Here is an 11,996-nt window from a genome sequence, read left to right as displayed (position 1 = left end):
ACGGCCGGGGGTGTGTCTCAGCCGAACCTGTTGTTGCGCGGAAAGCCCTTGGGCGGCAGGCGGCCGGCGCCGGCGCGCTCGCCGCGCCATTCCGTGAGGTCCGTCACCGTCCAGGTGCGGCCGGATGTGTCGGTCCAGGTCAGCCCCTCGGCGCCGGCGAACACCTTGACGTCGCTCATCGCGCCGTCCTTGTAGCGCTGCAGCCGCACACCGCGTCCACGGGTCATTTCCGGGATCTGGGTGAGCGGGAACACCAGCAGCTTGCGGTTCTCGCCGATGACCGCGACGCTGTCGCCCGTCGCCACCACGACCTTGGCCGCCTCCTGCGCGTCGACGCCCAACACCTGCTTGCCCTTGCGGGTATTGGCGAGGCAGTCATCCTCGGAAACGAGGAAGCCGCGCCCTTCCTTGGCCGCGACCAGCAGGCGCCGCCCGCCGACATAAGGCAGCACGTGGAGGATATCCGCCTCCTGCTCCAGCTCGATGGAGAGACGAAGCGGCTCGCCATGGCCGCGCCCGCCCGGCAGCTTCGAAGCGTCGAGCGTGTAGAAGCGGCCATTGGTGGCGAATACCAGCAGCTTCGCTGTCGTCTCGGTGAAGAAGCTGATCTTCAGCCGGTCGTCACCCTTGAAGACCAGCGCGGACAAGTCGGCCACATGGCCCTTCAGCGCGCGGATCCAGCCCTTCTCCGACACCACCACGGTAATCGGCTCGCGCTCCACCAGCGCCTCGATCACCGCGTCGGCCTTGTGCGCGGAGGCTTCGCCGAAGGTGGTGCGGCGGCGGCCGAGCGGGGTGTCAGGCGCGAAGCGCTTGCGGGTCTCCGCCAACTGGCCGGCAACCGCCTTCCACTGGCGCGCTTCCGAGGCGAGCAGCTTTTCCAGCCCGTCCTTCTCCTTGGACAGGGCGTCATGCTCCTTGCGGATCTCGAATTCCTCAAGCTTGCGCAGGCTGCGCAGGCGCATGTTGAGAATGGCTTCGGCCTGCACATCGGTGAGGGCGAAGCGCGCCATCAGCGCGGGCTTGGGCTCGTCCTCCTCGCGGATGATGCGGATCACCTCATCGAGATTGAGATAGGCGATGAGGTAGCCGCCCAGCACTTCCAGCCGGTGCTCGATTTCCGCGAGGCGGTGGCGGGAGCGGCGCAGCAGCACCTCGCGGCGATGGTCGACCCATTCGCGCAGCGCCTCCACGAGGCTCACCACCTTTGGCACCTGCCCGCCGACCAGCACGTTCATGTTGAGCGGAAAGCGCGTCTCCAGCTCGGTGACGCGGAACAGGCTTTCCATCAGCAGCTCGGCGTCGACATGTCGCGCGCGCGGCTCCAGCACGAGGCGCACATCCTCGGCGCTCTCGTCGCGCACATCGGCGAGAAGCGGCAGCTTCTTCTCGTTCAGCAGGTCGGCGATCTTCTCCACCAGGCGCGATTTCGGCACGCCATAGGGAATTTCGGTGACGACGACGACATAGGTGCCGCGCCCGGTCTCTTCCTTCTCCCAGCGCGCCCGCAGCCGGAAGCCGCCGCGCCCGGTGGCGTAGGCGTCGGCCATGGAGGACGGCGATTCGATGATGACGCCACCGGTGGGAAAATCCGGGCCCTGGACGAATTTCAGCAGGTCGTCGGTGGTGGCGTTCGGGTTGTCGATCAAGTGCAGGCTGGCGTCGATCAGCTCGGCCGCGTTGTGCGGCGGGATCGAGGTCGCCATGCCGACCGCGATCCCGGTGGAGCCATTGGCCAAAAGATTGGGGAAGGCACCCGGCATGACGACGGGCTCTTCCGTCGTGCCGTCATAGTTCGGGCGGAAATCGACCGCGTCCTCGTCGATGCCGTCGAGGATCAGCCGCGCCACTTCGGTGAGGCGGGCCTCGGTATAGCGCTCGGCGGCGGCGTTATCGCCGTCGATATTGCCGAAATTGCCCTGCCCGTCGACCAGCGGGTAACGCTGGGAGAAATCCTGGGCGAGCCGCACCATGGCGTCGTAGATCGCGGCGTTGCCGTGCGGGTGGAACGAGCCCATCACGTCGCCGACGATCTTCGCGCTCTTGCGGAAACCGCCGCCGGGGTCGAGCCGCAACAGGCGCATGCCGTAGAGAATGCGACGGTGCACGGGCTTGAGCCCGTCGCGCGCATCCGGCAGGGCGCGGTGCATGATGGTCGACAACGCATAGGCGAGGTAGCGCTCTTCAAGCGCCGCCTTCAGCCCGATCGGCTCGATCGTGCCATCATCGGTCGGAATCGGTGGCTCACCCATGCCCCTTGCTAGCGCGAAGCGCCGTGCGGAACAAGACGCGAACGCGCGGCCGCAAAGCTATCCACCGGGCCGTTTCAGCGCCGCGAGCAGCGAGGCGCGGGCATCGGGCAGCGGCAGGCCGCGCGGATCGAACACGCGCCGGGCGAGGAAATGCCCGGTGAGCGCGAACGCCGCCTCCACATCCTCCGGCAGCGGCGGCTCGGCGACCTCGGCGATGAGGAAATAGGGCAAGGTGAAAAGCTGCGCCTGCCAGGGCGCCCCCGCCTCCCGGCTCACCGCCCGGCCGGATTTCGGCGAAACATAAAGCAGGTCGTTGCGCCCACCCGTGGCGGCGCAGCGCTCCAGGTCGAGGCCGAAGCCGAGTTCGGCCAGCATCCGCAGTTCGAAACGCGCGATCATCATGCCGGTGAGCCGCTCATGGTCGAGATGCGCGACCATGGTAGCCAGCATCCCGTGCAGTTCGGGATGCGGATCACGTTCAGGCAGCAGGCGAACAAGACTGCCGATGTGGCTGAGCGCGAAGGCGGAATGGGCCCGGCCCATAAGCCTGCCGGCATGCGCGGCGGTCACTTCCAGCGCGAAGGTTCCGAGATGTTCGTCGAGCCGGGCGTGCCAGTTCGCGCGCACCTCATTGCCCGGCTGCAGCGCCGCCGCCTGCCGGCGCGAGCCGCCGCCGCGCACCAGGCCGAGATGCCGGCCATGCGCGGCGGTCATCAGTTCGACGATGGCATTGGCCTCGCCATGCCGCCGCACGCCGAGAATGATGCCCTCGTCGGACCACTCCATCGGGCGGCCTCACTCCTGTGGGAATTCCAGCCCCATCTCGCGGTAGCGGGCGGGATCATCGGCCCAGTTCTCGCGCACCTTGACGAACAGGAACAGGTGCACCGGCGCCTCGACGATCTCGGTCAGTTCCTTGCGCGCGGCCATGGAGATGGCCTTGATGGTCTCGCCGGACTTGCCGAGCACGATCTTCCGCTGGCTCTCGCGCTCGACGAAGATGGTCTGCTCGATGCGTACCGAGCCGTCCTTGCGCTCCTGCCAGGAGTCCGTCTCGACAGTGGAGCGGTAGGGCAGCTCTTCATGCAGCCGGTGGAACAGCTTCTCGCGGGTGATCTCGGCGGCGAGCGAGCGCATCGGCGCATCGGAAATCTGGTCCTCGGGGTAGAGCCACGGGCCAAGCGGCAGGATCTGCGCCAGCCATTCGCGCAATTCCTTCAGCCCGTCGCCGGCAAGCGCGGAGACCATGAACAGCCGGTCGAAGCTGATGAGTTCGGCGACCTTGGCGGCGAGTTCCAGCAGGCTCTCACGCTTCACCAGGTCGATCTTGTTCAGCAGGATCGCGCGCGGCCGCTTCACATCCGTCAGCCCGCGAATGATCGCCTGCACGTCCTCGGTCAGCCCGGCGCGCGCGTCGATCAGCAGCACCACGGCGTCGGCGTCGCCCGCCCCGCTCCAGGCGGAGCGCACCATTGCCTTTTCCAGCCGGCGCTTCGGCGCGAAGATGCCGGGCGTGTCCACCAGCACGATCTGCGTCGCGCCCTCAATCGCGATGCCGCGCACCAGCGCGCGGGTGGTCTGCACCTTGTGCGAGACGATGGAGACCTTGGTGCCCACCAGCGCATTGGTCAGCGTCGACTTGCCGGCGTTGGGCGTGCCGATAAGCGCGACGAAGCCACAGCGCGTGGTCTCGGCCGGTGCTTCGGGTGTTTCTTCGATGGTGTCGTTCATGCTGTGACCCGTTGGAGAAACGCCGCAGCGGCGGTCTTCTGAGCGTTCTGCTTGGAGGAGCCGGTCGCCTCTACCGGCTCGAAGCCCGGCACGTCGACGGCAATGCGGAATTCGGGATTATGGTCGGGCCCGGAGCGCTCCACCAACCGATAATGCGGCGGCGGCAGGCCCCGGCCCTGCGCCCATTCCTGCAAAGCGGTCTTGGGGTCGCGGGCGGAACTGCCGGGCGTGGAAAGGCGAGCGCGCCAGAAGCGCTCCACCATCGCTTCCGCCGCGGCGAAGCCGGCGTCGAGATACACCGCCGCCAGCACCGCCTCCACCACATCGGCCAGGATCGCCGGCCGCTCGCGCCCGCCTGAGCGGTCCTCGCCGGAGCCGAGCCGCAGATGCGGGCCCAGCCCCATGGCGAGCGCCACCTCGGCGCAGGCGTCCTCGCAGACGAGATCGGCGAGGCGACGCGACAGTTCGCCCTCCTCCGCCTGCGGGAAGGCGCGGTAGAGCATGTCGGAGACGATCAGCCCCAGCACATGGTCGCCGAGGAATTCAAGCCGCTGATAGGAGCGCACCCGCGCCTTCGACCCCTGCACGCCGGTGACGGCGCTGATATGGGTTAGCGCGAGCCGCAGATGGGCGCGGTCGGCGAAAACATGTCCCAGCGCCGCTTCCAGCGCCTCCAGGCCGGCGTCGTCGGCGACGCGGTTCTTGCTGCGCGTCATCGCACGAAGGTGAACAGACGGTCCCAGCGCACCGTCCACGGCCATTTCCAGAACTGCCAGGCCGCGTCGCCCTCCTTCACCGAGAAGAAGATGATTTGGGCGCGGCCAATCAGGTTCTCATAGGGCACATAGCCGACCTGACTCAGAACCCGGCTGTCGGTGGAATTGTCGCGGTTGTCGCCCATCATGAAATAATGGCCGGGCGGCACCTTGTAGACATCGGTATTGTCGTAGAAGCCGTTCTCGACGAGGTCGAGCGTGTAGTAGCTCACGCCATTGGGCAGGGTCTCGATCCAGCGCTTCACGCGCTCCACCTTGCCATTGCCCTCGTCATCCATCCAGTAGCCGGCGTCCTCGCGCTTCACCGGAACGCCGTTAATGTGCAGCAGACCGCCGATCATCTGGATCTCGTCGCCGGGCAGGCCGATCACCCGCTTGATGTAATCGGTACTCTCATCGCGCGGCAGCTTGAACACCACCACGTCGCCGCGATTGGGCGTGGAACCGAGAATGCGCCCGTCAAAAAGCGGCGGCGACAGCGGCAGCGAGAAGCGGCTGTAGCCATAACTGTATTTGGAGACGAAGAGATAATCGCCGACCAGCAGCGTCTCCTTCATCGACCCGGAGGGGATGTTGAAGGGCTGAAACAGAAAGGTGCGGATCAGCAGGGCGATCAGAAACGCCTGAAGGATGACCTTCACGGTTTCGCCGAGGCCGCCTTCCTGCTTCTTCGGTTCGGTGGTGGACGTCATGTTGCCTTCCGGTGCGCTCAGCGGCACGGCGATGCCGCGCGCGGCGGCCGTGCGGCTCCTATAGCGGCTCAGCGAAGCCGCGGCAACGCGCCCGGCTCACCTTCGCATGAGGTGACCTGACGGCAGAACCGCCTATCCCCCAGTCGAAAGCGGGACCGCGCTGATGATGACGAAGGCCTGCGCCAGCGGGCCATCATCGGTGATGGTCAGGTCGATGCGCGCCTCGTGCCCGGCCGGCGTCAGCGCGTCGAGGCGTGCCTTGGCTCCGCCAGTGAGGTTCATGGTCGGCCGGCCGGAGGGCAGGTTGACCACGCCCATGTCGCGCCAGAACACGCCCTGCGCCAGCCCGGTGCCGAGCGCCTTGGCACAGGCCTCCTTGGCGGCGAAGCGCTTGGCATAGCTCTCGGCCCGGCGGGCTCTGCGATCCGACTTGGCGCGCTCCACTGGGGTGAACACCCGGTTGAGGAAGCGCTCGCCGTGCCTCTCCAGCACTTCGGCCACGCGCCGCACGTCGGTGATGTCCGAGCCGATGCCGAGGATCACGCCCTGTTCTCCCTCACGCCGCCTGCGGCGCCCCGATACGGGCCCGCCCGCGTGCCATGGCCGCGCGCATCTGGCGCACGGCACCTTCCAGCCCGACGAAGATGGATTCGCCGATGAGGAAATGGCCGATATTGAGTTCGCGGATCGGCTCGATGGCCGCCATCACTTCCGCCGTGGCGAAGTCGAGCCCATGCCCGGCGTGGATTTCCAGCCCCAGCGCGCTGCCCTGCGCCGCCGCCGCGACCAGCCGCCCCAGTTCGGCCTCGGCCTCGTGGGCCTCGCCGGCGGCCAGGAATTCGCACCACGCGCCGGTGTGAAGCTCGATCACCGCCGCGCCGATATCGGCGGCGCGGGCGATCTGCTCGGCATCCGGGGCCACAAACAGTGAGACGCGAATGCCGGCCGCGCCGAGCTTCTCCACCTTGTGGGCCAGGTCGATCCCGCCGCCGATCACGTCGAGACCGCCCTCGGTGGTGCGCTCCTCTCGCCGTTCCGGTACAAGGCAGGCGGCGTGCGGGCGCTGTTCGAGCGCGATGGCCACCATCTCGTCGGTCGCCGCCATCTCGAAATTCAGCGGCACGGTGAGTTCCTCGCGCAGGCGGCGCATGTCGCTGTCGCGGATGTGACGGCGGTCCTCGCGCAGATGCGCGGTGATGCCATCGGCCCCGGCGGCGCAGGCCAGCTGGGCGGCGCGCACGGGGTCAGGCAGGTCGCCGCCGCGCGCATTGCGGATGGTGGCGACGTGGTCGACATTCACGCCGAGGCGGATGGGCGGGACGATGCGGGTCACGCCTTCACCCCCTGAATGCCGCGCGAGCCCGGCTTCACCGGCGGCAGCGCCGCCAGTTCCGGCGGCAGCGCATCGGCGGGATAGGCGGGAATGTCGAGCCTGGCCAGCGCCACCAGCGGCACGCCAAGGTCGGCCTTGCCGTTGGAACGGTCAATCAGGCAGGCGGCGCCGACAACATTGGAGGTGTGCTCGGCAATGGCCGCGAGGCATTCGCGCGAGGAAAGGCCGGTGGTGATGATGTCTTCCACCATCAGCACCTTGGCCTCCGGCGGAATGGTGAAGCCGCGGCGCAGCTGGAAGGTGCCGCCTTCGCGCTCCACGAACACCGCCATGGCGCCGAGTTGCCGCGCCGTCTCATAGCCCGGAACGATGCCGCCCACGGCGGGGGAGACGACATAGTCGATCCTGCCGAACGCCGCCTGCGCCTTCTCGGCCAACGCCTTGCACAGGCGCGCTGTCCGCACCGGGTCCTGGAAGATGAACATCTTCTGCAGGAACACCGGGCTGCGCAGGCCGGAGGAGAGAATGAAATGCCCTTCCAGCAGCGCACCAGCGGCGCGGAACTCGGCCACCACCTCGTCTTGTGTCATCGCAAACGCCCGGAGCAGATTTGAGAACGGCTGGCGTGATAACTCATCCCGCGGGCGCCGTCACCCATTGCCGCCCGGCTCAGGCGCGGACGGAAGGGACCACCCGTCCGACCCGGCTGCGCGCGCGGGCGCAAGCCAGAGCGGCCTCCCCGGCAAGCTGCTCGACTCGGCCGCTGGCGACCCTGTGGGCATCGCCGGCCAATTTGCCCCAGAAAACCTTGGCGGCACCCGACATGATACGGACATTGGCCTTGATCTGGTCGGTCATCGCGGTCTCCTGCGGAGGCTTCAGGGCACTGCCGAGGAAACGCCGAACAAGGTTAACGGTTCCCTATCACCCGTTTACCCGCTCGACACTCGACACCACGGGGCGTGCGCGCAGGTCGCTTAGAATGCCGTTGAGGTGGCGCAGATCATAGACGCCGATGTCGATCACCATCCGGGTGAAGTCGGCCGAACGCGAGGACATGCGCAGATTGTCAATATTACCGTCGCGCTCGCCGATCACCTGGGCGATCTGCGCCAGCGAGCCTGGCTCATTGGTGGCGACGACGACGATCTGCACCGGGAAGCGCTGCGGGTCATCCTCCTCCACATCCCAGCGCACATCGAGCCAGCGCTCGGGCTCCTCCTCGAAATCCTGCAGTGCCGGCGACTGGATGGGGTAGATGGTGATGCCTTCTCCCGGCGAGAGAATGCCGACGATACGGTCGCCGGGCACCGCGCCGCCATTGGGCGCGAAGCGCACCGGCAATTCGCGATTGATGCCGCGAATGGGGATGGCTGTCAGCGGGTCGGGATCGCTCTCGATGCCAGGGATCTTGAATTTGAGGCTCTGGCCCTTTTCCAGCTCGAACCAGCCCTCGCCCTTCAGCGCGGCACGCTCCTCGGGCCGTGGGCCGGTCCATTCCGGGTGAACCGCCTTCACCACATCGTCGGAGCGCATCTCGCCGCGGCCCACGGCGGCATAGACATCCTCCAGCGAGGCGCGGGCGAGCCGGCCGACCGAGGCGGCGAGCTTTTCCTCGGAGAACACCTTGCCGGCGCGGACGATGGCCCGTTCGACGATCTTCTTGCCGAGTCCGGCATATTGGGCGCGCACGGCGGCGCGGGTGGCGCGGCGGATCGCGGCGCGCGCCTTGCCGGTGACGACGATGGATTCCCACGCCGCCGGCGGGGTCTGGCCGGCGGCGGTGATGATCTCCACCTCGTCGCCATTCTGCAGTTCCGACACCAGCGGCGAAATCTTGCCGTTGATCTTCGCGCCGACCGCCCGGTCGCCGACGCCGGTGTGCACGGCATAGGCGAAGTCGATCGGCGTGGCCCGGCGCGGCAGGGTGATCAACCGCCCCTTGGGGGTGAAGCAGAACACCTGGTCATGGAACAGTTCGAGCTTGGTGTGCTCCAGGAACTCCTCGGGGCTGGACCCCTCGGCGAGCAATTCGATGGTGCGCCGCAGCCAGGCATAGGCGTTGGAATCGCGGGTAAGCGGGTCGGAGCCGCCCGTGTCCTTGTAGAGCGCATGCGCGGCGATTCCGTATTCGGCGATTTCGTGCATCTGCCGGGTGCGGATCTGCAGCTCGACGCGCTGGCGGCCGGGTCCGACGACGGTGGTGTGAATGGAGCGGTAATCGTTCTGTTTCGGCGTCGAGACGTAGTCCTTGAACCGCCCCGGCACCAGCGGCCATTTGGTGTGCACGACGCCCAGCGCCGCGTAACAGTCCTCCACCGTGTCAACGATGATGCGGAAGCCGTAGATATCGGACAATTGCTCGAAGGCGACGGATTTGCGCTCCATCTTGCGCCAGATCGAGTGCGGCCGCTTCTGCCGCCCGGTCACAACCGCGCCGATGCCCTTCTGGGCGATAGCGTCGGACAGTTCGCGCTCAATGGCGGCCACCAGTTCGCCATTGCTTTCCTGCAGCGCCTGAAGCCGCCCGAGGATGGAGTCATAGGCTTCCGGCGAGAGTTGGCGGAAGGAGAGGTCTTCCAGCTCCTCGCGCATGTCGTGCATGCCCATGCGCCCTGCGAGCGGCGCATAGATGTCGAGCGTTTCCTGCGCGACACGGGAGCGCTTTTCCTCCGGCACCCATTTGAGCGTGCGCATATTGTGCAGGCGGTCGGCGAGCTTGACCAACAGCACCCGCACATCGTCGGCGATGGCGAGCAGCAGCTTGCGCAGATTCTCCGCCTGCTTGGCCTGCTTGGACACCAGGTCCAGTTTCTTGATTTTGGTCAGCCCCTCAACCAACGCCCCGATCTGCTGGCCGAAGATCTTGTCGATCTCGTCGCGGGTGGCGTCGGTATCCTCGATGGTGTCGTGCAGCAGCGCCGCGACGATGGTCGCATCGTCCAGCTTGAGGTCGGTCAGGATGGCGGCGACTTCGAGCGGATGGGAAAAATAAGGATCGCCCGAGGCGCGCTTCTGCGTGCCGTGGGCGCGCATCGCATAGACGTAAGCGCGGTCAAGCAGCGCTTCGTCGGTATTGGGATTGTACCGGCGCACGCGCTCGACGAGCTCGTACTGCCGCATCATGACAGGGACTCGCGAGAAGGATCGGCCGGGGCGGCCGCTCAGCTAGATATCGTCCGCAAGACCGGCCAGCGCAAGCCGCATGTCGCGGAAATGGCAGGCAAAACGGAAACGGCCCGGCACAGGGCCGGGCCGTCTGCAAAGGGGTGGGCGCGGAGCCGAGCCTCGGCTCAGCCCTCGTCGTCGTCGCTCGGCTCGGGCGGCACGAGGCCCTGCAGGCCGGCCAGCAGCTCTTCCTCGGTCATGCGGTCCAGCATGACATCGGAATCGTCGCCGCCCGAAACCTGGGAAGCGATCATCGGAACGGTCTCTGGCTCCGGCTCGTCCACTTCGGTGAACTTCTGGAGCGAGTGGATCAGTTCCTCGCGCAGATCTTCCGGCGAGACGGTCTCGTCGGCGATCTCGCGCAGGGCGACGACCGGGTTCTTGTCATTGTCACGGTCAACCGTGATCGGCGCGCCGGACGCGATGGCGCGCGCACGATGGCCGGCAAGAAGGACCAGCTCGAAGCGATTGTCGACCTTGTCGATGCAGTCCTCGACGGTGACGCGAGCCATGCTTCGGCACTCCTGACGAAAGAGGGGAAGCGCGGTCCTTAAACCAATCCGCGCTCACGGGCAAGCTCTGCCGCCGGCATGAGGCGCCCTCTCCGTCCCTCCGGCGATTAAAAGCGGCGGACAACCGGGTCCACCGTCTCGCCGCCGCCATAAATCCGATATGTCTATGGCGTGAACGTTTCCCGGTATCGGCACGTATACCGGGGCGGCCACATTGTCAGTCCGGGTATATTCTCATTATGGTCCACGGCATGGAAAAGATCGCCCTCTTCATAGACGGGGCCAATCTGTACTCCGCCACCAAGTCCCTCGGCTTCGATATCGACTACAAGCGACTTCTGAAGGAATTTCAAAGCCGCGGCTATGTATTGAGGGCGTTTTATTACACGACTCTGGTTGAAGATACCGAATATTCCTCGATCCGCCCGCTGCTCGATTGGCTGGATTACAATGGCTATTCGGTGGTGACCAAGCCGGCGCGGGAGTTCACCGACAGCCAGGGCCGTCGGCGGGTGCGCGGCAACATGGATATCGAGCTGGCCGTTAACGCCATGGAGCTCGCCGCCCATGTCGACCACATCGTCATCTTCTCCGGCGACGGCGATTTCCGCTCGCTAGTGGAGGCGGTGCAGCGCAAGGGCGTGCGGGTGACGGTGGTCTCCAGCATCCACACCCAGCCGCCGATGATCGCCGATGAGTTGCGCCGGCAGGCCGACGTGTTCCTCGACCTGGTGGACCTGCAGGCGAAGGTCGGCCGCGATCCGGCGGACCGTTCCGGCCGCATGCAGGAAACCCCGCGCTTTCTGGAACGGCGCACGCCGGCTCCGGCCCCGGACGACGACGCGGCGGATTCCTGAGCCCCGATGGCGGCTTTCCACGCCTCCCCGGCGGTGGCCGACGCCGAGCCGCCGCACGACTGCCCGCTCTGCCCGCGCCTCGTCGCCTTCCGCGATCACTGGCGCGCGCAGGAGCCTGGCTGGCACAATGCGCCGGTTCCCTCCTTCGGGCCGGTCGATGGGCGGCTGCTCATCGTCGGCCTCGCGCCGGGGCTGCGCGGCGCCAACCGCACCGGCCGTCCCTTCACCGGCGACTATGCCGGCGAACTGCTCTATTCGACGCTGATCCGCTTTGGCTTCGCCACCGGCACCTTTGAGGCGCGCCCGGACGATTCGCTGCGGCTGGTGGATGCGCGCCTCACCAACGCGGTGCGCTGCGTGCCGCCGGAGAACAAGCCGACGACGGAGGAGATCCGAACCTGCCGCCCGTTCTTCTCCACGACGATCGGGCTGCTGCCGAGCCTCAGCGCCATCGTCGCGCTGGGCAAGATCGCGCATGACCAGGTGCTGGCGGCGCATGGCGCGCGGCTCTCGCACTTCAAATTCGCCCATGGTGCCGTGCATCAGCTCGGCGATCTCGTGCTTTTCGACAGCTATCACTGCTCGCGCTACAACACGAATACCGGTGTGCTGACGACGGAGATGTTCCACGCCGTCTTCGCCAAGGTGCGGGCGCATATCGACACGCTGGGCTGA

The 11,996-nt window shown here is 66.9% G+C and carries 13 protein-coding genes; 2 read left to right on the top strand and 11 right to left on the bottom strand.

Features of this window, described 5'->3' with window-relative positions; all coding sequences use genetic code 11:
* Positions 1–17: 17 nt before the first annotated feature.
* The 11 genes from parC to rpoZ form a co-directional block, all read right to left on the bottom strand.
* A complete protein-coding gene (gene parC, locus AAC979_RS07210; RefSeq protein ID WP_371346140.1) occupies positions 18–2,252 on the bottom strand; it encodes a DNA topoisomerase IV subunit A in 2,235 nt (744 codons plus the stop codon).
* A 57-nt stretch (positions 2,253–2,309) separates the two neighbouring features.
* Complete coding sequence (recO, locus tag AAC979_RS07205; protein WP_371346139.1) at positions 2,310–3,038, bottom strand: DNA repair protein RecO; 729 nt, start codon at positions 3,036–3,038, stop codon at positions 2,310–2,312.
* 9 nt (positions 3,039–3,047) lie between these two features.
* Positions 3,048–3,983 (bottom strand): GTPase Era, encoded by a 936-nt coding sequence (gene era, locus AAC979_RS07200; protein ID WP_371346138.1) that lies wholly within the window; start codon positions 3,981–3,983, stop codon positions 3,048–3,050.
* Positions 3,980–4,699 carry a ribonuclease III gene (gene rnc, locus AAC979_RS07195; protein ID WP_371346137.1) on the bottom strand — a complete coding sequence of 240 codons (720 nt, stop codon included), beginning with the start codon at positions 4,697–4,699 and terminating at the stop codon, positions 3,980–3,982. The genes era and rnc overlap by 4 nt, the downstream gene beginning before the upstream one ends.
* On the bottom strand, positions 4,696–5,451 hold the full coding sequence (lepB, locus tag AAC979_RS07190; protein ID WP_371346136.1) for a signal peptidase I: 756 nt from the start codon (positions 5,449–5,451) through the stop codon (positions 4,696–4,698). The genes rnc and lepB overlap by 4 nt, the downstream gene beginning before the upstream one ends.
* Positions 5,452–5,583: 132 nt before the next feature.
* Positions 5,584–5,994 carry a holo-ACP synthase gene (gene acpS / locus AAC979_RS07185; protein ID WP_371346135.1) on the bottom strand — a complete coding sequence of 137 codons (411 nt, stop codon included), beginning with the start codon at positions 5,992–5,994 and terminating at the stop codon, positions 5,584–5,586.
* 13 nt (positions 5,995–6,007) lie between these two features.
* Positions 6,008–6,784, bottom strand: a complete 777-nt coding sequence (locus tag AAC979_RS07180) for a pyridoxine 5'-phosphate synthase (protein ID WP_371346134.1) — start codon at positions 6,782–6,784, stop codon at positions 6,008–6,010.
* Positions 6,781–7,374 (bottom strand): orotate phosphoribosyltransferase, encoded by a 594-nt coding sequence (gene pyrE, locus AAC979_RS07175; RefSeq protein WP_371346133.1) that lies wholly within the window; start codon positions 7,372–7,374, stop codon positions 6,781–6,783. The genes AAC979_RS07180 and pyrE overlap by 4 nt, the downstream gene beginning before the upstream one ends.
* A gap of 79 nt (positions 7,375–7,453) precedes the next feature.
* Entirely contained in the window at positions 7,454–7,642 is a 189-nt protein-coding gene (locus AAC979_RS07170; RefSeq protein WP_371346132.1) for a CsbD family protein, read from the bottom strand.
* Between the two features lie 66 nt (positions 7,643–7,708).
* Positions 7,709–9,910, bottom strand: a complete 2,202-nt coding sequence (locus tag AAC979_RS07165; protein ID WP_371346131.1) for a bifunctional (p)ppGpp synthetase/guanosine-3',5'-bis(diphosphate) 3'-pyrophosphohydrolase — start codon at positions 9,908–9,910, stop codon at positions 7,709–7,711.
* Positions 9,911–10,077: 167 nt separating this feature from the next.
* Positions 10,078–10,464, bottom strand: coding sequence for a DNA-directed RNA polymerase subunit omega (rpoZ, locus tag AAC979_RS07160; RefSeq protein ID WP_371346130.1), 387 nt, complete (start codon positions 10,462–10,464; stop codon positions 10,078–10,080).
* Positions 10,465–10,703: 239 nt separating this feature from the next.
* Between rpoZ and AAC979_RS07155 the strand changes: the two genes are divergently transcribed.
* Together AAC979_RS07155 and AAC979_RS07150 are read left to right on the top strand one after the other, a co-directional pair.
* The gene (locus AAC979_RS07155; RefSeq protein WP_371346129.1) at positions 10,704–11,321 is read left to right on the top strand and encodes an NYN domain-containing protein; all 618 of its coding nucleotides are present in this window, start codon (positions 10,704–10,706) and stop codon (positions 11,319–11,321) included.
* A 6-nt stretch (positions 11,322–11,327) separates the two neighbouring features.
* Positions 11,328–11,996: a uracil-DNA glycosylase gene (locus AAC979_RS07150; RefSeq protein ID WP_371346128.1), complete on the top strand. Its 669-nt coding sequence runs from the start codon at positions 11,328–11,330 to the stop codon at positions 11,994–11,996.

Source organism: Ancylobacter sp. IITR112, assembly GCF_041415945.1.
Taxonomy (GTDB): domain Bacteria; phylum Pseudomonadota; class Alphaproteobacteria; order Rhizobiales; family Xanthobacteraceae; genus Ancylobacter.
Note: the sequence above shows the minus strand (reverse complement) of the source record. Positions and strands in the feature narration are given on the sequence as shown.

What these genes read in the sequence shown, in the direction of transcription:
- pyrE (WP_371346133.1), bottom strand. Translation starts at nt 7,374, where the DNA reads ATGACACAAGACGAGGTGGTGGCCGAGTTCCGCGCCGCTGGTGCGCTG.
- AAC979_RS07170 (WP_371346132.1), bottom strand. Translation starts at nt 7,642, where the DNA reads ATGACCGACCAGATCAAGGCCAATGTCCGTATCATGTCGGGTGCCGCC.
- era (WP_371346138.1), bottom strand. Translation starts at nt 3,983, where the DNA reads ATGAACGACACCATCGAAGAAACACCCGAAGCACCGGCCGAGACCACG.
- recO (WP_371346139.1), bottom strand. Translation starts at nt 3,038, where the DNA reads ATGGAGTGGTCCGACGAGGGCATCATTCTCGGCGTGCGGCGGCATGGC.
- rpoZ (WP_371346130.1), bottom strand. Translation starts at nt 10,464, where the DNA reads ATGGCTCGCGTCACCGTCGAGGACTGCATCGACAAGGTCGACAATCGC.
- AAC979_RS07155 (WP_371346129.1), top strand. Translation starts at nt 10,704, where the DNA reads ATGGTCCACGGCATGGAAAAGATCGCCCTCTTCATAGACGGGGCCAAT.
- parC (WP_371346140.1), bottom strand. Translation starts at nt 2,252, where the DNA reads ATGGGTGAGCCACCGATTCCGACCGATGATGGCACGATCGAGCCGATC.
- lepB (WP_371346136.1), bottom strand. Translation starts at nt 5,451, where the DNA reads ATGACGTCCACCACCGAACCGAAGAAGCAGGAAGGCGGCCTCGGCGAA.
- rnc (WP_371346137.1), bottom strand. Translation starts at nt 4,699, where the DNA reads ATGACGCGCAGCAAGAACCGCGTCGCCGACGACGCCGGCCTGGAGGCG.
- AAC979_RS07150 (WP_371346128.1), top strand. Translation starts at nt 11,328, where the DNA reads ATGGCGGCTTTCCACGCCTCCCCGGCGGTGGCCGACGCCGAGCCGCCG.
- AAC979_RS07165 (WP_371346131.1), bottom strand. Translation starts at nt 9,910, where the DNA reads ATGATGCGGCAGTACGAGCTCGTCGAGCGCGTGCGCCGGTACAATCCC.